Raw genomic sequence first — 18,803 nt, forward strand, 5'->3', positions numbered from 1 at the left:
GGGAGAGTAGGACACCGCCGGACAAAACTTGATAGATAGATATATGTGTTATGCAAGGTAGGCCATCCACGGTGTGGATGGCCTACCTGCGTTTATGGACCATTTCCGCCGCAGGCCCCGGATCGGCTGTTACGACACCTCGCGCCCACCTCGGGACTCCCATCCCCCAGGCCGGCCAAGACCCAGGACCCAGGACCCAGGACGGGAATACCGGCCCAGCCGTGCCCGCCCGAGGGCAAGCGAATGGACCCGCCCGGCATACGAGTGGATGGTCCAAGGGTCGCTGCCCACCCCGATCGTCAGTCCGTCAGATACGGCGGTAGTAGCGGGGTGGGACGGCCGGACGATGGTGGCCGGTGGAGTCGACACCGTCCTGGGTCCGTCCCGCGACGTCACACTCGACACTCGCGCCCACGCCGGCACACCCATCCCCAGGCCCCACCTGAAGCGTGGCTACAGGAACCGGCCTGGCCGTGCCGTCAGCAGAGGATTAGATACGCCCGCCGGAGAAGTCGAATGGGGCCCGCCCGGCATGCGCGTAGGTGGTCTGTGCGTGCTGCCTACCCCGGTCGTCGGTCCGCCACGCGGAGCGGTAGTGGGGCGGGACGGCGGGACAATGGCCGGCGGCACCGGTCGCCGTCCTGCGGCGCCCCACTCAACACCGATCCACCCTCGCACACTCATCTTCGGGCCGATCTGAATCGTGACTCGGGATCAGGAAAACCGGCACAGCGGTGAAGGCCGAATGAGACCCGTCTGGCATGCGGGTGGGTGGTCCGAGGGTTGTTGCCCACCCCGGTCGTCAGTCCGTCAGGCCGGGCGGTAGTAGGGCTGGTACTGCGGGACGGTGGTCGGTGGGCCCGAGGTCAACCTCGTCTTACGGCGGCTACTCCCCCCGGCGGTTCATGGGCGCCGTTGCCGGCGGGCCTCCTGTTGAGGCGCACTCCGCCACTCGGCGTCCTGCTGCCAGCCGGCTTGGCGAAGATCGACGCCGATCCCGAACTCACGGGGAGTCAGGCTGCGCCGCCAGGGACTGGTGAGCGAACAGGCCTTACTCGGCGGCGTACGCTTCGAGGCGGTCCGCCAGTTCGTGCGGGCGGCTCAGCGCGGGGGTGTGCCCACCGTCGATCTCGTCGGGGATGATTCCCAGGCGCTCCTGGGCGACGCGGCGAAGAAAAGCAGCCGGGAACATGCGGTCGTCACGACAGATCAAAACGCGTGTGGGGACATCTGGCCAGGCTCGCAGTGGCGAAGGTTCCCCCATCCGAACCTCGGACTGGGCGCGCGCCCGCTTCAGCGCCTCAGTGGCCAGTTCCGGCGGAACATCCTGGTAGAACAGGGCGATGGCATCGTCGTAGTGGTCCCGCGCCTCCTCCTCGTATCTCGTGCGGGCCGAGTAACCGGCGGGCGCCTCCGCCGGCGCGGGGATCATGGGCGCGACCAGGACGAGGAGCCGCGCCGCCACGCGGTCGCAGACGAGCGGGGCCGTGAAGCCGCCGAACGACTGCGCGACGATGATCAGATCGGGTCCGGTCGCCGATCGCGCCGACCACGGCATCGGCGTACTCCGGCAGGCCGGCCGAGTCGTCGTCGCATGGAAGGTCCGGCGAGATGGCGTCATGGCCTCGCGCATGCAGTTCGGCCTCCACCAGGTGCCAGTACCAGCCGACATCGCCAGCGCCGTGGATCAAGACAAATGTGGCCATCATGCCACCTTCCGGTGCTCACATCCCGATCCAGGCGACGAGCTGCCGTCTGGCTCCGGGAAGATCGACGGGTGGACCGCAATCGCCGTTCGTGGCTGAGGTTAGGCGACGGGGCTGACATTCTCGGCGGCGTCACCAGGCCGGCTGATCTCACCAGGCCGCCCATCTCATGAGTCCCGCTGTGTCCTCGATCTCGGCTGTGTTCTCGATCGTGGCTGTGTCCTCGATCCCGCGGGCAGCGGTTGGCCGGTGTCATTGAATCGCCCAGTGTCACTGCATCGACCGGTGTCACGAGTCGGTCGGTGTCACGAGTCGGTCGGTGTCACGAGTCGGTCGGTGTCACGAGTCGGTCGGCGCCGGCGGCGGGTTGCCGGCGGCGGTTGCCGGAGTGGGGAGGCGGTCACCATGGACATAGGTGGCCCGGTGGTCCCGGTGAACATCTGGTGACGGCTTGGTCTGTTCGGTTCGCAGTCTCGTGGTGGCATGGAGGAGCTCGGCGGGGGCCGACGGGACGGTGAGGGTGGCTAGGGGATGTCGAGGGTGCCGGACCAGATGGTGATGGCGCTGCCGCTGAGTTCGAGGTGGTCGTCGTCGCGAAGAGTGGTGTGGACGATGCCGCCACGTTGCGATAGTTGTGCGCCTACAAGTGACTTTTCGCCGATTTTTCCCGACCAGTACGGGCCGAGCATGCAGTGCGCCGAACCGGTTACCGGGTCCTCCGGGACGCCGGCTGCGGGGGCGAAGAACCGGGAAACGTAGTCGACGCCGCCCGAGGCGTCCGTCGCTCTGGCGGTGACACAGACGGCCCGCGCGTTCAGAGTCGCGAGCGCGTCAATGTCGGGGGTCAAACTGCGTACGACCTGCTCGGACTCCACCACGGCGAGGATGTCGAAGGGGCCCGTACCGACCCAGACGACCGGCACTCCGAGCGCCTCCACCAGGCCGTCCGGAGTGGAGATCTCGGTGGGCATGTAAGCCGGGAAATCCATCGAAATACGACCGTGATCAAGAAGTTTGGTGGTCAGGATTCCGCTTCTCGTGGAAAACTCGAGCGGTCCTGACGTCGCCCCTGTCGAATACAGAACATGTGCGGCCGCCAGGGTGGCGTGGCCGCACAATGCCACCTCGACGGTAGGGGTGAACCACCGCAGAGAGAGGGGCCGGCCGTCGCCCTGCCCGAGGACGAAGGCCGTCTCGGAGTGTCGCATCTCGCTGGCCAGGGCCTGCATCCACTCGTCGGATCTCCCAGAGTCCAGCAGGCAGACGGCCGCCGGGTTACCCTTGAACGGCTGATCGGTGAACGAATCGACGGTGAAGATACGCATGCTCTCGACCCTATCCACCCCCAGATAACCGGTCGATACGGGAGCGAAAGCCGGGCAAAATCAAAAGCACATGGGCGTGTCGCGCCGCCCCAGGCGGCACGTCGGTTACGGTCATTTGTGTCGGGGCACGGCGAATGTGGCCGGTTCTCGCGGAAAGGACAGCCGATGGGGGCAGTGCGCAGGGTGGTGAGCTACCTTGGCATGGGCGATGGGGATCAGTACGACGAGCCCTACGACTATGACGAGTACGAGGATGAGTGGATGCCCGCGTCGGAACGGGCCGCCAGGCGCTGGGGGTCGGGTGGGGACCCCGCGCGGATTGTCATGATCCGTCCGCGGAAGTACTCCGACGCGCTTCTCGTGGGGCAGCACTTCAGGGAGGGGCAGGCGGTGATCATGGACGTCGCCGGGATGTCCATGGCCGAGGCGACGCGGATGGTCGACTTCGCCGCGGGCCTGACATACGGCTGTGAGGGGCGCATCGAGCGCATCGCCGACAAGGTGTTCCTCCTGGCCCCCGCCGACGTTGAGATCAGCACGACATGACCGGCAGCGGCCATGACGACCACCTGACCGTCGTCGGGTGTGATGATCACTGGCGCGCCGCCGGTCATGGCGACCACTTCGCTGTCATCGAGGGTGACGACTCCCTGGCCCTCACCGGCCGTGGCGGCCATTCGACCGCCGCCTCACGTTGTGGCGGTCGCGTGGCCGCCGCTGATCATGGCGACGACCTGGCCGTCATCGAGTGTGACGATCACTTGGTGGCCATCGGCCATGGCGACCTTCTGGCGACCTCCGAGCAGGCGACCTCCGGGCCGACATCGGCTGTTTGACCGCCGGTGCGTCCTATGTCCGCGTGACCATCAGCGACCCTCAGGGGCAATGACGATCAGCGACCCTCAGGGGCAATGACGATCAGCGACCCTCAGGGGCAATGACGATCAGCGACTCTCAGGGGCGGTGGTCGGTGGCTACTGCTGGGCCTCTGCGGAGGAGGCGGCTGAGGGCGGTGAGGTTCTCGGACGCCTTGTCGGCCCGTTCGCCGGCCTCTCGGGCGTAGTCGTGGAGCGCCCACATGGCCGCCTCGGCCTGCTCGCGCAGTTGGGTGATCTCGGTTTCGACGCGACGTGCCTCGGCCTGTTCCCGGACGCTGCGGCGCCACAGGATGTACCCGGCCACCCCTCCGAGAACGAGCCCGGCTACGGCGAACAGCTCCGAAACGGTGAAGGCGAGCACGACCGCCACGATGGGCAGCAGGGCGGGCGCGTACACCAGCCAGCGTCCCGACAGGCGTGCCGCTCCTTCGGCTCTGATCTTCGCTTCGGCGCCGGTGAGGGTGCCCTCGTCGGCGCCCTCGGGCCTGAGGATGACGTCATGCCCGTGGATCGGCACGATGATCTCGTCGGGCGGCGTCACGCGGGTCGCCTGAGCCAGGTCTTCGGCGGCGGCTCGTACGACGGGCGCGGCGACGTGGAAGGCGATCGCCGCGAGGTGCGGGTCGGAGCCCGACCGTACGTCCTCCAGAAGGTGACTTGTCAGCGAACCGAGCGGGCCCGGATCCTCGAATCCGATGAGCGCTCGCAGGACGGTCACCGGCTCGGTGTCCGGCCAGGGGCCGGGGCGGTCTGGCCGGGGAGTGGCCGCCGGGCGCGTCGCGGTGATCTCGGCGCACCGTTCGAGCAGCCGGGCCAGCCGCGCCGCGGCCTGGACAGGCCGCGTCAGCTCTGAGACCTCGGCCAGCGCGGGAAGGGCCGAGAGCGCCGGTGACTCCGCCAGAGCCTGTGCCACGGCCTCCGGCGAAGCCGCCGCGGCCTGCGATGGCGTTGAAGCCGCCGAGGACCCCGCGGGCGAAGCCGGTGCGGTACCGGTTGGAGCCGATGCGGTATCGCTTGACGGGGATGTGGTGCCGCTCGAAGGGGATGCGGGAGAGACCGGGGGCGAAGCCGCGTCGGTCGAAGGCGATGTCGCGGTGCTCGGAGGTTGTGCGGCATCGCTCGACGGGGATGCCGCGCTGCTCTGAGGAGATGGGGTGCCGTTTGGAGCGGGTGTCGCGTTGGTGGGCGTAGGCGAGGCGGCGCCGTTCGGGGGTGATCCCGTGTCGGCCGGGGTGGATGAGGGGGCGGTGGCCGCCGGAGGCGGGTCGCCGGGGACCAGGGCGGTCAGCCAGCGGTCGGGCTCGGCCGTGGAGGGCACGGCGGCGGCGTCCAGCTTGCGGAGGACGAAGATCTTTCCGGCCGGTCCGTAGGCGCCGCGCGCGGCCGCCATCCACAGGGCCCGCTGGCCGGGTTCGACAGGGCGGTCGGTCGACAGTTCGCCGAAGGCGGTGCCCAGCCATGAGGCATGGATGCGGTCGCCGTGTCCGCTGACGGCGAGGGACAGGCACAGGAACAACGCGGTGTTGGCCTGATCGAGCTGAGCGGCCCGGGTGAGGGGGTCCAGCGCGTCCTCACCGGACAGAATCAGAAGAAGCGCCTCGATGGCGGGGGCCAGCCAGTGACCGCGGACGTCCAGGACGCTGGGAGGCGCGGGAGGCGCGGTGCCGTCGGCGGCGAGCTGGGTGATCAGCGCCTCGGCGTACCGTTGCAACTCGGAGAGGTCGCCGTCGTGGTGGTGCGGCCGGCTGGGGGCGCCGCCGTGGTGCTGTGTCTCGGAGAGGGCGACACCGTGGTCAGCTGCTTCGGAGAGGTCGACACGGCGGCCGGGTGCCTCGGAGAGGTCGCCGTCGTGGTCGGGTGGCTCGGTGATCGACCCTTGAGGTTCTCCGTTGTGCTGCTGTGGGTGCTCAGCGTCCGCGGCCCGAGGGAGGTCGGGGTTCGCGGTCAGATCCATGCTCAAAGCGGGCAACTCCCCGAAGGCGTGAGGAAGGCCCCCGGAGGCGAGGGTTCGGCGGGCACTCCCATGACCGCGCCCAGGTTAGTTCTTCCAGCCCAGCCATGCCTGGCGGCACGCCGACACACGTGAGTAACTTGATGCCGTCATGTCGGTCGATGCCCGGCGGCCCGCCGGCACATTGCCCCCCGGCCGCGCCGATCTGGGCGTCGGCCCACCGACAGCCGGCCTGGGCGTCGGTCCGTACGAGTCGCACGGGCCCTACGAGTCTCAGGGGCCCTACGAGTCGCAACGGGCCGCACGAGTCGCACGGGCCGCACGAGTCGCACGGGCCGTACGAGTCGCACGGGCCGTACGAGTCGCACGGGCCGTACGAGTCCTCCGGGGCCCACGTCGATGGGTGGGAAGGTCGATGGGCTGGGGAAAGGGGCGGCGGTTACATGCGCTCGGGGATCGGCACGCCCAGGAGGGTCAGGCCGGTCTCCAGGACGCGGAGGGTGAGGGCGCACAGGGCCAGGCGGGAGGCGCGGGTGGCGGGGGGGACGTCGTCGCGCAGGACCGGGCACTTCTCGTAGAAGCCGGTGAAGGCGCTCGCGGTCTCGAAGAGGTAGGCGCAGACCCGGTGCGGCTCGGCCAGGGCGGCGGCGTTCTCGATCACCGAGCCGAAGCCGAGGAGCTGGAGCGCGAGCTCACGCTCCGCCGGCTCGCCGAGGACGATGGGCCCGGCGACGGTGGCGGGGTCGACGCCGCCCTTACGGAAGATCGACCGGATGCGCGCCGTGGCGTACTGCATGTACGGACCGGTGTTGCCGGTGAAGGACAGCATGCGGTCGAAGTCGAAGATGTACTCGCTGTCGTGGCTGACCGACAGGTCGGCGTACTTGACCGCGCCGATGCCGACGGCCCGCGCGATCTCGGCGCGGGTCGCCTCGTCGTACCCCCGCTCGGCGATGGCGGCGGAGGCCCGCTCGACGGCCTCGTCGAGGAGGTCGGTGAGCTTGACCGACTCGCCGCTGCGGGTGCGGAACCGGCGGCCGTCGGCGCCGAGCATCATGCCGATCTGGATGTGCTCGGCGGAGACGTCGTCGGTCAGGTAGCCGGCCATGCGCGCGGCGGCGAAGACCATCTGGAAGTGCAGCGACTGGTCGGCGCCCACCACGTACAGGATGCGGTCGGTCTTGAGGTCGCGGACGCGGTAGCGGACGGCGGCCATGTCGGTCGTCGCGTAGCCGTACCCGCCGTCGCTCTTACGGATGATCAAGGGCAGCGGCTTGTCATCACTGCCCGTGAAACCCGGCGGGAAGACGCAGAGGGCGCCCTCGCTCATCACGGCCACCCCAGACGCCTCGAGATCGGCGCAGATCTCGGCGAGCATCGGGTTGTACATGCTCTCGCCGGCGATGTCGTCGTCGGTGAGGGTGACGCCCAGCGTGTCGTAGACCTTGTTGAAGTAGCGGATCGTGGCGTCCATGAACATGTGCCACAGCCGCATGGTCTCGGGGTCGCCGCCCTGCAGGGTGGCCACCCGCCGCCGCGAGCGCTCTTTGAACTCGGGGTCGGAGTCGAACTTGGCCCGGGCCGCCTGGTAGTACTCGTTGGTCTCGCCGGCCTGCAGCTGGGCGATGGCATTGGCCTCGCCGATGTCGAGCAGGTGCTCGATGAGCAGGCCGAACTGCGTGCCCCAGTCGCCCAGGTGGTTCTGCCGGACGACATGGTTGCCGAGGTGCTCGAGCATGCGCACGAGGGAGTCGCCCACGATGGTGGTGCGCAGGTGGCCGACGTGCATCTCTTTGGCGGCGTTGGGCGCGGAGTAGTCGACGATGACGGTCGCCGGCGGCGTGCTCAGCCCCACCCCGTTGCGCGGGTCTTCCAGGGTGTGCAGGGCCTGGGCGGCGACCCACTCGTCGTTGAGCGTGATGTTGAGGAAGCCGGGGCCGCTGACCTCGACCGTGGAGAAGACGTCGCCGGCGTCCAGGGCGTCGGCGATGGCCTGGGCGACCTCCCGCGGCGCGCGTCGCAGCCGCTTGGCCAGGCTCAGTGCCACGTTCGCCTGGTAGTCGGCGAACTGGGAGGGCCGGATCAGCGGGTCGGCGCCTGCGTACTCCGGGCCGAAGGCGGCGCCCAGCGCCCGCTGGACCCTTTCGGTGAGCACGAGCTGCGGGTCGGTCATGCCACAAGGATATCCGCTGATCATCCGCCGCCGAGAATGGATATCCGGCCCTGTGGACGAGTCGGATGGGTCCCGGTCTGTGGACGGTCCCTGGTGCTTCCCCTTCCGTTGGTGGGTCACTGTACGGATCTCTCCCTGCGGATCCCCCGTTTCTCGAGAATCCGCCCCCGCGGGTGGTTCTTCGATCTCTGGAGGACCCCCTCCTGTGGACGGGCCACACCTGTGGACGACCGGCCCCCGGCGAACGGCTCTCCCTCGCGGGGAGAGGTCACCAGCGGCGGTGGGAGCGCTGGGTGGTGGCGATGCGGTCGCCGACGCGGGGGACGGTGCCCTGGCGGGCGAGCGTGGCGGCGAGGACGCAGGCCGCGGCGATGCCCTTGGCCGTCGAGGAGCCGTGGGCGATCACCACGGTGCCGTTGAGTCCGAGCAGCACCGCGCCCCCGTACGCCTCGGGGTCCAGCCGTTTGCGCAGGTCGCGGAGCCGGCCGCGCTGGAGGGCCGCGGCCAGGCGGGAGATCCGGCCGCCTTCGAGGGTCTCGCGCAGCTCGCTGAAGGCGTACCGGACCGCGCCCTCCATCGTCTTGAGCGCCACGTTGCCGGTGAAGCCGTCGGTGACGATGACGTCCACCTCGCCGCCCAGCAGGTCGTGGCCCTCCACGTTCCCGGTGAAGTTCATGCCGGGGACGGCGGTGAGCAGCTCGTGGGCGCGTTTGGTGAGCTTGTTGCCCTTCCCCGGCTCGCCGCCGATCGTGAGCAGCCCCACGCGCGGTGAGGTCAGGCCCAGCGCGGTCTCGGCGTACGCGACGCCGAGGTGGGCGAACTGCACGAGGATCTCGGGCTTGGCGTCGGCGGTGGCTCCGGCGTCCAGGAGCACCGTGGGATGGGGGCGGGTCGGCAGCGGGACGGCGATCGCCGGCCGCAGCACTCCCTGCTGCGCCCGCAGCCGCAGCTTCCCGGTGGCCACCACGCCCGCCGTCGAGCCGGCGGACACGACCGCCGAGGCGTCGCCGCGCCGGACCAGATGGCAGGCGAGGGCGATGCTGGACCGGGGCCGGCGCAGGCTGGCCAGGGCGCCCTCGTCCATGGTGAGGGCCTCCTCGGCCCGCACGATGGGGATCTCGCCGACGGCGTCGTGCTCGGCGAGGGTCTCGGCGATCGGCCGGGGCGCGCCGACCAGGACGACGGGCACGCCGTGTTCGCGTACGGCCCGCACGGCCCCGGCCACGATCTCGCCGGGGGCGTTGTCGCCTCCCATGGCGTCAAGGGCTATCGGCGCAATGCCGTCCAAGCGGTCACCTCGCGCGGAATGAGTGTGTGTCCCGCATCGTAGGTGGCCACGCGGGGTGGTCGGCCACCGCCCACCGGTCGTCGCGCCGACGCTGGAGACCTCCGCCGGTCAGCTGTCGCGCCAGGGCCAGTGCCACTGGGCTTCGCGGGAGACGACGACCTTGCCGAACATGGCGCGGCCGGTCACGCGGATGAGCGGAGCGTCGGGATCGCCGCCGTCGGAGGCGCCGCCCTGCGCGCCGCCGGAGACGTGGCGCTTGGAGAACACGGCGCTGCCCTCGTCGATGACCCGGGCGTTGGCGGGGACCCGGACGATCAGCTTGCCGCAGAAGGAGTTGAGTTCGAGGGTGACCTCGCGCCCGGGCAGGACGGCGTCGGTGAGGTCGATGATCAGTGCTCCGAAGGTCGAGCGGAGCGTGGTGTGCCGCCCGGCGACCCATCGGCCGCTCCGGATGACCTTGCTGAAGACGGCGGCGACCTCCTGCTGCTCGGCGCTGAAGCCCGAGGAGGACGGGCCGAGCGTGGACGGCAGGTCGCGGGTGAGGGGGACCAGGTCGCCGACGGTGACGGCCGTGTAGGCGGCCTCCAGCCGGTCGGCGTGCTCGACGCTGGTGAGGCGGCCGGTGGCCAGTCCCTCACCGAGGACCGCGGCGACGCGGTCGCGGTCGGCGTCCGATGCGCGCTGTGCGGTGTCGCCTGACTCGAAAGGCGTAAGGGAGCTCACTCGGCCAGCGTAGCCCAACTCAAGATATGTCGCGATATCCGGAAGGTTTTACCGAGGCTTTTCGGTCGGACGGAACCAGGCCGACACGTTGGCGCGTCCGTACAGAAAAGCGTGAGACGCACAACAGGCGCATCAGGTTTACCGGAGATCCCCAAAGAGAGGAAAATCTCGAGTGACCCTGACACAGACCGGTACACGCGGGTTCAAGGCCTACACGGCGAAACATCTGGATGATCTGCTCAAACGTGGCCACCTCAACGCCGAGACCCGGCTGCGCGTTCGCGCGGTGGCGACCGTGTTGCCCTTCCGGGTCAACCCCTACGTCGTCGACGAGCTGATCGACTGGTCGGACATCCCCGACGACCCGATCTACCGGCTGGTCTTCCCCCAGGAGGACATGCTGCCCTCCGACGAGGTGTCGCGCATCGCCGCGCTGCTGCGGTCGGAGGCTCCCCGGGACGAGCTCCAGGCGACCGTCCGCGCCGTCCGCATGCGGATGAACCCGCACCCGGCCGGGCAGATGGAGCTCAACACGCCCCGGGTCGGCGGCGAACCGGTCGCCGGCATGCAGCACAAATATCCCGAGACCGTGCTGTTCTTCCCCAAGCAGGGGCAGACCTGCCACGCGTACTGCACCTACTGTTTCCGCTGGGCCCAGTTCGTCGGCGAGCCTGATCTGAAGATGGCCTCCGACGACGCCCAGGCTCTGGTCCGCCACGTTCGCGAGCACCCGGAGATCACCAGCGTCCTGTTCACGGGCGGCGATCCGATGATCATGAGTGCCGCCGTGCTGAGGCGGTACGTCGAGCCGCTGCTGGGGCTCGAGCAACTGGAGTCCATCCGCGTCGGCACCAAGTCACTGGCGTACTGGCCGGGCCGCTTCGTGACCGACCCGGACGCGGCCGACACGCTGCGCCTGTTCTCCTCGGTGGCCGAGTCGGGCAAGAACCTGGCGTTCATGGCGCACTTCTCCCACCCGCGCGAGATGGAGTCGCCGCTCGTGCAGACGGCCGTGCGGGCGATCAGGGACGCCGGCGCGGTGATCCGCACGCAGGCGCCGCTCATCCGCACCGTGAACGACGACCCGGGCATCTGGGCCGAGATGTGGCGCAGGCAGCACGCGCTGGGCATGGTGCCCTACTACATGTTCGTCGAGCGCGACACCGGCCCGCAGGACTACTTCGCGGTGCCGCTGGCGCGCGGGTACGAGATCTTCCGGGACGCCTACACGCAGGTGTCGGGCCTGTGCCGCACGGTGCGAGGGCCGTCCATGTCCGCGACGCCCGGCAAGGTCTGCGTCGACGGCGTCGCGGAGGTCGCCGGCACGCGCGTCTTCGTCCTGCACCTCATCCAGGCCCGTGACCCGGCGCTCGCCGGGCGGCCGTTCTTCGCGCACTACGACCCCGAGGCGGTGTGGCTGAGCGACCTGCGCCCCGCCTTCGCCGACCGGTTCCCGTTCGAGACGGCGCCGGCGGCCGGCGCTCGCCTGGCCCTTGAGGAGCCGCCGCCGCGCTGACCGCCCCCGCGGACGCGCGTGACGCGGAGCGGCCGGCGCCCCGGGTGGGGCGCCGGCCGCTCGCGGTCTACGGGCGGACGTCTGTGAACCGACGTCTTCGCGACGGGGGGCGTTCTCGAACAGCGGCCTTTCGAACAGAAGCCTCGGGTGGGCCTCCGCCGAACGGATCTCGCTCGACCGGATCTGTCGGATCTCGTGCGACCGGATCTGTTCGGATATTCGGACATGTGGGGAAGCGCTGGGTTCGGCGGGCGGATCGGTCTCGGTTGTCGGCCGCCAGGCGGCGGACCGGCGGATATGCGGATATCAGGCGTCGGACGCCGGAGCGCGCACGTACGTGCGGCGGGCGATCTGGGCCTGAAGTCGGGCCATCTGCCAGTGCAGCTCGATGAGCTGCTCGGCGAGCAGGCCCCGCGGAATGTCCGACGGGTCTTCGGCGGACAGGTTATCGATCGCGTTCGCCAGCTCTCGCACCCCGCACCCCCACTCCATCACGGTTTCCCTCGGCTCGAATCTTCGTTCGAATCATAGTGGAATCGCGTGCGGGGTGTCAGCAGATTCACCGGGCGTGTCCGGACTTCTGTACGGTCTAGCCGCGTCCGTACCGGTACGCGCGCGGGGCCACTCAGACGCCGTCAGACCCTGTGGAGCCGTCGGGCCCCCAGAGTCGTCAGGCCTCCTGGAACCGTCAGGTCTCGTAGACCGGAGCGATGTAGCCGCGCGCCAGCGTGTTGGCCACGATGGTGAAGCCCACGACGGCCGGCGAGGCGTCCTCGCCGACCCCGAGCTTGTCCACGCCCAGGGCGTGCACGGCGAACAGGTAGCGGTGCGGCGCGCCGGGCGGCGGGGCGGCGCCGCCGTACTCGCGCAGGCCGTAGTCGTTGCGCCCGTGGACGGCGCCCTCGGGAAGGCCCTTGTTCTCCCCGCCGCCCGCGCCCGCCGGCAGCTCGGTGACGCTCGCGGGGATGTCGAACAGCAGCCAGTGCCAGAAGCCGCTGGTCGTGGGCGCGTCGGGGTCGTAGCAGGTGACGGCGAAGCTCTTGGTGCCCTCGGGCGCGCCCGACCAGCGCAGGTGCGGCGAGATGTTCTGCCCCGACATGCCCCAGTCGTTGAACACGTGGTCGTCGGACAGACGCTCGCCGTCGCGCACGTCGTCGCTCTCGACGGTCAGCGCGGGGACCTCGGGCAAGAAGTCATAGGGGATCGGTGGCTGGTTGGCCACGATGGACCTCCGAAGGAAGGACGTTCCGGACCTCCCCATCTTGCCCTCTGAGACGGCCCTCAGACGATCGACGGGCGCCGCGCCTCAGGGAAGGACCGGAAAGCCGTGAAGGCGCCCTCACGAGGCCGTGAGGGCGCCTTCACGCGGGATCGACCGGCCGGCCGGTCAGGAGTTGTAGGCGGCGAGCACCGTCGCGGGGTCGCCGTCCATCTTGATCTTGCCCTTGTGCAGCCAGATGACGCGGTTGCAGGTCTCCTCGATCACGTCGAGGTTGTGGGCGACGAGGAAGACCGTGCCGGCCTCTTCGCGCATCTGGTGGATGCGCTCTTGGCTCTTGCGCTTGAAGTCGCGGTCGCCGGTGGCGAGCGCCTCGTCGATGAGCAGGACGTTGTGGCTCTTGGCCGAGGCGATGGCGAAGCGCAGCCGCGCGCCCATGCCGGAGGAGTAGGTCGACATGGGGAACTGGACGAACTCGCCGATGCCGGAGAACTCGACGATCTCGTCGTACCTCTCCTTGACCTGCGCGGGCGTCATGCCCATCGCGTAGCAGCCGAGCACGATGTTGCGCTCGCCGGTGAGCTCTTTCATCAGCGCGGCGTTGACGCCGAGCAGCGACGGCTGGCCGTTGGTGTAGACCGAGCCCTTGTGCGGCGGCAGCAGGCCGGCGATGGCCCGCAGCAGCGTGGACTTGCCCGATCCGTTGCGGCCGATGATGCCGATGGCGTCACCGTGCCGGGCGACGAAGGACACGCCCTTGACGGCGTGGACCTCCTTCATCTGCGGCCGGCCCTGGCGGCGGATGAGCCGCATGAGGGCGTTGGCGGCGTTGCCCTTCTCGGCGTCGCTCGCCGCGCCGTACACGCGGTAGACGATGTGCAGGTCGTCGACGACGACGGTGGGCGTGCCGGGCTCGCGCTCGGGCGCGCTCGCGGGGGCGGGCTGGGGCGCCTCGTCCTGGGGGTGGGCCATCTGGGACGGCTCCTTGGTCAGCTCAGCCACGGCCATACCTCTCCTCGGCCCGCCAGAAGTACCAGAAGCCGCCGATCAGTGCGACCGCGGCCCAGAAGCCAGCGTATAGCCACAGTTGGGGCAGGGTGCTGTGCGGGAACTGGTGCACCTGCAGGTCATGGCCGTAGCTGCGCAGCAGCAGGTGGCGCATCAGGTCGATGAAGACCGAAGGAGGGTTGAACTCCAGCAGGAAGCGCGCCCACTCGGGGCTGCCCTTCATCTTGGCCGGGATGCTGTAGAACACGCCCGAGGTGTACAGCCAGGTGCGCAGGATGAACGGGAGCAACTGGTTCATGTCGCGGACGAATGCTCCGACGCGTGCGAGGAGCAGGCTTATCCCGACATTGAAGATCGTCTGCAGCAGCAGAGCGAAGGGGATCAGCAGCCAGGCCCAGGTCAGTGGCTCGCCCGTGACGAGCACGATGACGAACAGCACGCCCATCGAGATGGCGAGCTGCTGGAACTCCTGGATCGTGTAGGCCAGAGGGAGCGCGGCGCGGGGGAAGTGCAGCGCCCGGATGAGCGAGAGGTTCCCCGAGATGGACTTGGCGCCGCCGGTGATCGACCGCTGGGTGTAGGAGTAGACGAACACACCGGTGATCAGGAAGGCGGTGTAGTTCGTGAGGTCCTTCTTCTGCCCCAGGATCACGCCGAACATGAGGAAGTAGACGGCGGCGTTCAGCAGCGGCGTCAGCACCTGCCAAAGCTGGCCCAGCGCCGAGTCGGAATACTTCGAGACGTTACGCGACGTGGCGTACGTGAGGACGAAGTGCCGCCTGTCCCACAGTTGGCGCAGGTAGACGGGCAGACTGGGACGCGCGATGGCGCGTCGCAACCCGTGGCGCTCGGCGAGCGCGGACAGCGATTCCTTCCCGTTGGGAGAGGTGCCGCCCGCCCGGTCGCCCGCCCGGGAGTCCGCTACAGCGGATTCCGGCTGACTCATGGGATGGACTCTATTGGATACCGGTGAATGAGATGCCTACGGTCCCACTTGATCGCTCTTGAGCGGAAGCCGTCCGCCGAGGCGGCGCCGATCATGGCCGCGGGGCCGTGTCATCGCAGCTCGGTACCTGAGATGGCCGAAAGCGGCCACCCGGCCTGGATGTGCGATCACATCCCGGCCTGTGTACCTTGGTGACTGCTTTATGCCGTATCAGGGCATTATTGACAGCCTAGTTGGTATGCGTGTGACGTCCGTCAGGGGCACGTGTGACCGAACTGCAATGCGCCAGAGACTCGCTGGTGAGAAGTAGTGAGGAATGCTCGCGGTCGTCTGGCAGGGCGTCAACTGATTTGACCGTGTCCGCGAACTCCAGGGATCGATCCCCTGGGAGGCGTGCCCGACATGAGCGGCTCAGTCCTAACGCCCACCTTAGAGGGAGGATTAATCCACGATGCGTGTGACCAAGGGCGCACAGATCGTCGCCGGGACCGCACTGCTGGCGCTCGCGGTTGCGGCGTGCGGCGGCAGCGGCGGCAGCACCGGTACCAGCTCCAGCGCCGCAGGCAACGCAGGCGCGGTCAGGGTCGAGATCGCTGAACCGCAGCACGACCTCATCCCGGGCAACACCACCGAGACCAGCGGCGCCGAAGTGCTGAACGCACTCTTCGTCGGCCTCGTCGACTACGACGCGGACAAGAAGCCGTACAACCGCGTCGCCGAGTCCATCGAGTCGCCGGACTCCACCACGTGGACGATCAAGCTCAAGGACGGGTACAAGTGGCACAACGGTGAGCCCGTCACCGCCCAGAACTTCGTCGACTCCTGGAACTTCACCGCCAACGGCGCCAACGCCCAGGAGGGCAACTACTTCTTCGGCAGCATCGTCGGCTACGACGAGCTGAACCCGGGCGAGGGCAAGACCCCCACCGCCACCGCCCTGAAGGGCCTGAAGGTCGTCGACGACAAGACCTTCACCGTCGAGCTGAAGAACCCCTTCTCCGGTTTCCCGACGATGCTGGGCTACACGGCGTTCTACCCCCTCCCCAAGGCGGCGTTCGAGGGCGAAGGCAAGCTCAAGGCCGACTTCGGCGGCAACCCGATCGGCAACGGCCCCTTCAAGATCTCCAAGCCCTGGAAGCGCGGCACGGACCAGACCATCTCCCTGGTCCGCGACGACAACTTCAAGGAGGGCAAGGCCAAGATCGACGCGGTCGACTTCAAGATCTACACCGACCTGAGCACCGCGTTCAACGACCTGCGCGCCGGCAACCTGGACATCATGGACCAGCTGCCGCCGGAGGCCATCTCCACCGCCAAGCAGGAGTTCGGCGACCGCTACATCGAGCAGCCGTCGTCGGGCATCGGCTACATCGGCTTCCCGATCAAGAGCGGCGGCGACTACGCCAAGAACGCCGACATCCGCAAGGCCATCTCCATGGCGATCGACCGCAAGACGATCACCGAGACGGTCTTCTCCGGCACCCGCGTCCCGGCCGACGACTTCATCAGCCCGGTCGTCTCCGGCTACCGCCAGGGCGCCTGCGGCGAGGCCTGCACCTACGACCCCGCCAAGGCCAAGGCCCTGTTCGAGCAGGCCGGCGGGCCGAAGGCCGGCACCATCGAGATCGGCTACAACGGTGACGGCGGCCACAAGGAGTGGATCGAGGCCGTCGCCAACAACCTGCGCACCAACCTCGGCGCCGAGGTGACGCCGAAGCCGGTCGAGAAGTTCGCCACGATCCTCGAGGACCTGGGCAACAAGAAGTGGCCGGGCGCCTTCCGCATGGCGTGGATCATGGACTACCCGTCCCCGGAGAACTACCTGCGTCCGCAGTTCGGCTCGGGCGGCAGCTCGAACTACTCGGGCTACAAGAGCAAGGAGTTCGACGACCTGGTGACCCAGGGCGACGCGGCCAAGACCCTCGACGAGGGCGTCAAGTTCTACCAGCAGGCCGATGACCTGGTGCTCAAGGAGCTCCCGTACATCCCTGTGTACTTCTACCAGACGAACGGCGCATACTCGCAGCACGTGAAGAACGTCAAGATCGACCCGTTCGAGCGGATCGACCTGTTCAACGTCGAGAAGGCCTGACGTCAACCACTCCGGGTGGTTGGGTACCCTGAACCACCCGGAGTGGGCGACACCCACGAGGGCAGCTCTGTTGGTTGCGGCGGGCTGCCCTTTGTAATGATCGGGAGACTAGATGGGCCGCTACGTCATCAGGCGCCTTCTCCAGGCGATCCCTGTGCTGTTGGGCACCACATTCCTCATCTTCGCCATCGTCTACGCGCTTCCGGGTGATCCCCTCCAGGCGCTGGCCGGCGAAAAACGCGTTGACCCGGTGTTCGCGGCGGCACTCCGGGAGCAATTCCACCTCAACGACCCCCTCATCGTGCGGTATGGCTACTACATCCGCGACATTCTGAGCGGGAACTTCGGCACCACCTTCCGAGGGTTGCCGGTCTCGACCATCTTCGAGGGCAAGTTCCAGGTCACCCTCCAGTTGTCGGTCACCGCCCTGATCTTCGAGGCGGTCATCGGCGTCGGCCTAGGCCTGTGGGCGGCGCTGCGCCGCGGCAGGTGGGAGGACAAGGCCATCCTGGCCGTCACCCTGCTGATGGTGTCGGTCCCCACGCTGGTCAGCGGCTTCGTCCTGCAGCTCGTGCTCGGCGTGAAGCTGAAGCAGAGCACCGGCATCGACTTCTTCCCGGTGGCCGGCATCCAGGACGGGCTGCGAAGTTACATGGTGCCCGGGTTCGTGCTGGCGATGATCTCCATCGCCTACCTCACCCGCCTGACACGGACGAGCCTGATGGAGACGCTGCGCGCCGACTACGTGCGCACGGCCATCGCCAAGGGCATGCCCAGGAGACGGGTGCTCGCACGGCACGCCCTGCGGAACTCGCTGATCCCTCTGGTCACCTACCTGGGCGCGGACCTCGGAACGCTCATGGGCGGCGCGGTGATCACTGAGACGATCTTCAACCTGCCCGGCATCGGCCAGCAGCTCTTCCAGTCGGTGTACCTGCAGGAGAACTCCGTCGTGGTGGGCATCGTGACGGTCCTGGTCCTGATCTACATCGTGGCCAACCTCGTCGTCGACCTGCTGTACGCCGTCCTCGACCCCAGGATCCGCTATGAGTAACGACACCCTTCCTTCGCTGGCTCCGTCGCAACCCGCCGAGCCCGCCAAGGAGAGCAAGCCCGCCAGCCTGTGGTCGGACGCGTGGTACGACCTGCGGCGCAACCCGGTCTTCCTCATCGGCGCCGCCATGCTGGTGCTGCTTGTCGCCATCTCGGCCTTCCCGGGGCTGTTCGACACCGTCGGGGTCGACGCGAAGACCTGCTCCCTGGCGCAGGCGCGCAAGGGAATCACCCCCGAGCACTGGTTCGGCACCGACAACCTCGGCTGCGACGTGTACTCCCGCGTCATCTGGGGCGCCCGGGTCTCGATCATCGTCGGGTTCGTCAGCGCCATCGTCACCGCCCTGATCGGCGGCGCCCTGGGTCTGATCGGCGGCTTCTACGGCCGCTGGGTCGACATCCTGCTCTCCCGCATCGCCGAGATCTTCTTCGCGATCCCCTCCATCCTCGGCGCCCTGCTGATCCTCGCGGTCATCGGGCGCGACAACGCCGGCATCGGCAGCGTCGTGCTCGCCCTGTCCCTGCTCGCCTGGCCGATGATCCTGCGCATCATGCGCGCGGCGGTCATCACGGCCAAGCACCAGGACTACGTGATGGCGGCCCGCGCGCTCGGCGCCGGACCCGGGCGGATCATGCTGCGGCACATTCTGCCGAACGCCGTCGCGCCGGTCATCGTGGTCTCCACGATCAACCTCGGCGCGTTCATCGCCGCCGAGGCGGCCCTGTCCTTCCTCGGCGTGGGCATCCAGTCGCCGCAGATCTCCTGGGGCCTGATGATCGCGGACGCGCGCAACCGCTTCCTGGAGGCGCCGCTCCCGCTGATCTTCCCGGCGCTGTTCCTCAGCCTGACCATCCTCAGCGTCGTCATGCTGGGTGACGCGGTCCGAGACGCGCTAGACCCGAAGCTGCGGTAGGAGAGGGCAAC

The 18,803-nt window shown here is 68.6% G+C and carries 16 protein-coding genes; 6 read left to right on the top strand and 10 right to left on the bottom strand.

Going from position 1 to position 18,803, the window contains the following annotated elements:
• Nucleotides 1-1,051: 1,051 nt before the first annotated feature.
• Nucleotides 1,052-1,633 carry an alpha/beta hydrolase gene (locus ABZT47_RS22595; RefSeq protein ID WP_354845292.1) on the bottom strand — a complete coding sequence of 194 codons (582 nt, stop codon included), beginning with the start codon at nucleotides 1,631-1,633 and terminating at the stop codon, nucleotides 1,052-1,054.
• A gap of 597 nt (nucleotides 1,634-2,230) precedes the next feature.
• Nucleotides 2,231-3,031, bottom strand: a complete 801-nt coding sequence (locus tag ABZT47_RS22600; protein WP_354845294.1) for a PhzF family phenazine biosynthesis protein — start codon at nucleotides 3,029-3,031, stop codon at nucleotides 2,231-2,233.
• 201 nt (nucleotides 3,032-3,232) lie between these two features.
• Between ABZT47_RS22600 and ABZT47_RS22605 the strand changes: the two genes are divergently transcribed.
• Entirely contained in the window at nucleotides 3,233-3,577 is a 345-nt protein-coding gene (locus ABZT47_RS22605) for a cell division protein SepF (RefSeq protein WP_354845297.1), read from the top strand.
• A complete protein-coding gene (locus tag ABZT47_RS22610) occupies nucleotides 3,574-3,867 on the top strand; it encodes a hypothetical protein (protein ID WP_354845299.1) in 294 nt (97 codons plus the stop codon). The genes ABZT47_RS22605 and ABZT47_RS22610 overlap by 4 nt, the downstream gene beginning before the upstream one ends.
• Before the next feature lie 118 nt (nucleotides 3,868-3,985).
• Here ABZT47_RS22610 and ABZT47_RS22615 read toward each other — a convergent pair whose 3' ends face one another.
• The 4 genes from ABZT47_RS22615 to ABZT47_RS22630 form a co-directional block, all read right to left on the bottom strand.
• Nucleotides 3,986-5,863: a hypothetical protein gene (locus ABZT47_RS22615; protein WP_354845302.1), complete on the bottom strand. Its 1,878-nt coding sequence runs from the start codon at nucleotides 5,861-5,863 to the stop codon at nucleotides 3,986-3,988.
• A gap of 436 nt (nucleotides 5,864-6,299) precedes the next feature.
• Nucleotides 6,300-8,033: an arginine--tRNA ligase gene (gene argS / locus ABZT47_RS22620; protein WP_354845305.1), complete on the bottom strand. Its 1,734-nt coding sequence runs from the start codon at nucleotides 8,031-8,033 to the stop codon at nucleotides 6,300-6,302.
• 268 nt (nucleotides 8,034-8,301) lie between these two features.
• Nucleotides 8,302-9,321 carry a phosphate acyltransferase PlsX gene (plsX, locus tag ABZT47_RS22625; RefSeq protein WP_354845307.1) on the bottom strand — a complete coding sequence of 340 codons (1,020 nt, stop codon included), beginning with the start codon at nucleotides 9,319-9,321 and terminating at the stop codon, nucleotides 8,302-8,304.
• Nucleotides 9,322-9,429: 108 nt separating this feature from the next.
• A complete protein-coding gene (locus tag ABZT47_RS22630) occupies nucleotides 9,430-10,044 on the bottom strand; it encodes a DUF1707 domain-containing protein (RefSeq protein ID WP_354845310.1) in 615 nt (204 codons plus the stop codon).
• Between the two features lie 172 nt (nucleotides 10,045-10,216).
• On the opposite strand from ABZT47_RS22630, the gene ABZT47_RS22635 reads away from it, so the two are divergent.
• A complete protein-coding gene (locus tag ABZT47_RS22635; protein WP_354845313.1) occupies nucleotides 10,217-11,560 on the top strand; it encodes a lysine 2,3-aminomutase in 1,344 nt (447 codons plus the stop codon).
• A gap of 306 nt (nucleotides 11,561-11,866) precedes the next feature.
• Here ABZT47_RS22635 and ABZT47_RS22640 read toward each other — a convergent pair whose 3' ends face one another.
• The 4 genes from ABZT47_RS22640 to ABZT47_RS22655 all read right to left on the bottom strand — a co-directional run bounded on the left by ABZT47_RS22640 (nucleotide 11,867) and on the right by ABZT47_RS22655 (nucleotide 14,733).
• Complete coding sequence (locus tag ABZT47_RS22640; RefSeq protein ID WP_354845316.1) at nucleotides 11,867-12,052, bottom strand: hypothetical protein; 186 nt, start codon at nucleotides 12,050-12,052, stop codon at nucleotides 11,867-11,869.
• 196 nt (nucleotides 12,053-12,248) lie between these two features.
• Nucleotides 12,249-12,782: a YbhB/YbcL family Raf kinase inhibitor-like protein gene (locus tag ABZT47_RS22645; RefSeq protein ID WP_354845319.1), complete on the bottom strand. Its 534-nt coding sequence runs from the start codon at nucleotides 12,780-12,782 to the stop codon at nucleotides 12,249-12,251.
• 165 nt (nucleotides 12,783-12,947) lie between these two features.
• Nucleotides 12,948-13,781, bottom strand: a complete 834-nt coding sequence (locus ABZT47_RS22650; RefSeq protein WP_354845322.1) for an ABC transporter ATP-binding protein — start codon at nucleotides 13,779-13,781, stop codon at nucleotides 12,948-12,950.
• Entirely contained in the window at nucleotides 13,774-14,733 is a 960-nt protein-coding gene (locus ABZT47_RS22655) for an ABC transporter permease (RefSeq protein WP_354845325.1), read from the bottom strand. Before ABZT47_RS22655 ends, ABZT47_RS22650 begins: the two co-directional genes overlap by 8 nt.
• A 451-nt stretch (nucleotides 14,734-15,184) precedes the next feature.
• Here ABZT47_RS22655 and ABZT47_RS22660 point away from each other — a divergent pair, with 451 nt between their 5' ends.
• From ABZT47_RS22660 to ABZT47_RS22670, 3 genes are all read left to right on the top strand, one after another.
• Nucleotides 15,185-16,825, top strand: a complete 1,641-nt coding sequence (locus ABZT47_RS22660) for an ABC transporter substrate-binding protein (protein WP_354845328.1) — start codon at nucleotides 15,185-15,187, stop codon at nucleotides 16,823-16,825.
• 112 nt (nucleotides 16,826-16,937) lie between these two features.
• Nucleotides 16,938-17,879: an ABC transporter permease gene (locus tag ABZT47_RS22665; RefSeq protein WP_354845330.1), complete on the top strand. Its 942-nt coding sequence runs from the start codon at nucleotides 16,938-16,940 to the stop codon at nucleotides 17,877-17,879.
• Nucleotides 17,872-18,792: an ABC transporter permease gene (locus tag ABZT47_RS22670; RefSeq protein WP_354845333.1), complete on the top strand. Its 921-nt coding sequence runs from the start codon at nucleotides 17,872-17,874 to the stop codon at nucleotides 18,790-18,792. Before ABZT47_RS22665 ends, ABZT47_RS22670 begins: the two co-directional genes overlap by 8 nt.
• Nucleotides 18,793-18,803: the final 11 nt, after the last annotated feature.

It is taken from the genome of Sphaerisporangium sp. NPDC005289 (genome assembly GCF_040607455.1).
Classification (GTDB): domain Bacteria; phylum Actinomycetota; class Actinomycetes; order Streptosporangiales; family Streptosporangiaceae; genus Sphaerisporangium; species Sphaerisporangium rhizosphaerae.

What these genes read in the sequence shown, in the direction of transcription:
- ABZT47_RS22605 (WP_354845297.1), top strand. Translation starts at nt 3,233, where the DNA reads ATGGGCGATGGGGATCAGTACGACGAGCCCTACGACTATGACGAGTAC.
- ABZT47_RS22670 (WP_354845333.1), top strand. Translation starts at nt 17,872, where the DNA reads ATGAGTAACGACACCCTTCCTTCGCTGGCTCCGTCGCAACCCGCCGAG.
- ABZT47_RS22600 (WP_354845294.1), bottom strand. Translation starts at nt 3,031, where the DNA reads ATGCGTATCTTCACCGTCGATTCGTTCACCGATCAGCCGTTCAAGGGT.
- ABZT47_RS22665 (WP_354845330.1), top strand. Translation starts at nt 16,938, where the DNA reads ATGGGCCGCTACGTCATCAGGCGCCTTCTCCAGGCGATCCCTGTGCTG.
- ABZT47_RS22610 (WP_354845299.1), top strand. Translation starts at nt 3,574, where the DNA reads ATGACCGGCAGCGGCCATGACGACCACCTGACCGTCGTCGGGTGTGAT.
- ABZT47_RS22615 (WP_354845302.1), bottom strand. Translation starts at nt 5,863, where the DNA reads ATGGATCTGACCGCGAACCCCGACCTCCCTCGGGCCGCGGACGCTGAG.
- argS (WP_354845305.1), bottom strand. Translation starts at nt 8,033, where the DNA reads ATGACCGACCCGCAGCTCGTGCTCACCGAAAGGGTCCAGCGGGCGCTG.
- ABZT47_RS22660 (WP_354845328.1), top strand. Translation starts at nt 15,185, where the DNA reads ATGCGTGTGACCAAGGGCGCACAGATCGTCGCCGGGACCGCACTGCTG.
- ABZT47_RS22595 (WP_354845292.1), bottom strand. Translation starts at nt 1,633, where the DNA reads ATGCGCGAGGCCATGACGCCATCTCGCCGGACCTTCCATGCGACGACG.
- ABZT47_RS22655 (WP_354845325.1), bottom strand. Translation starts at nt 14,733, where the DNA reads ATGAGTCAGCCGGAATCCGCTGTAGCGGACTCCCGGGCGGGCGACCGG.
- ABZT47_RS22640 (WP_354845316.1), bottom strand. Translation starts at nt 12,052, where the DNA reads ATGGAGTGGGGGTGCGGGGTGCGAGAGCTGGCGAACGCGATCGATAAC.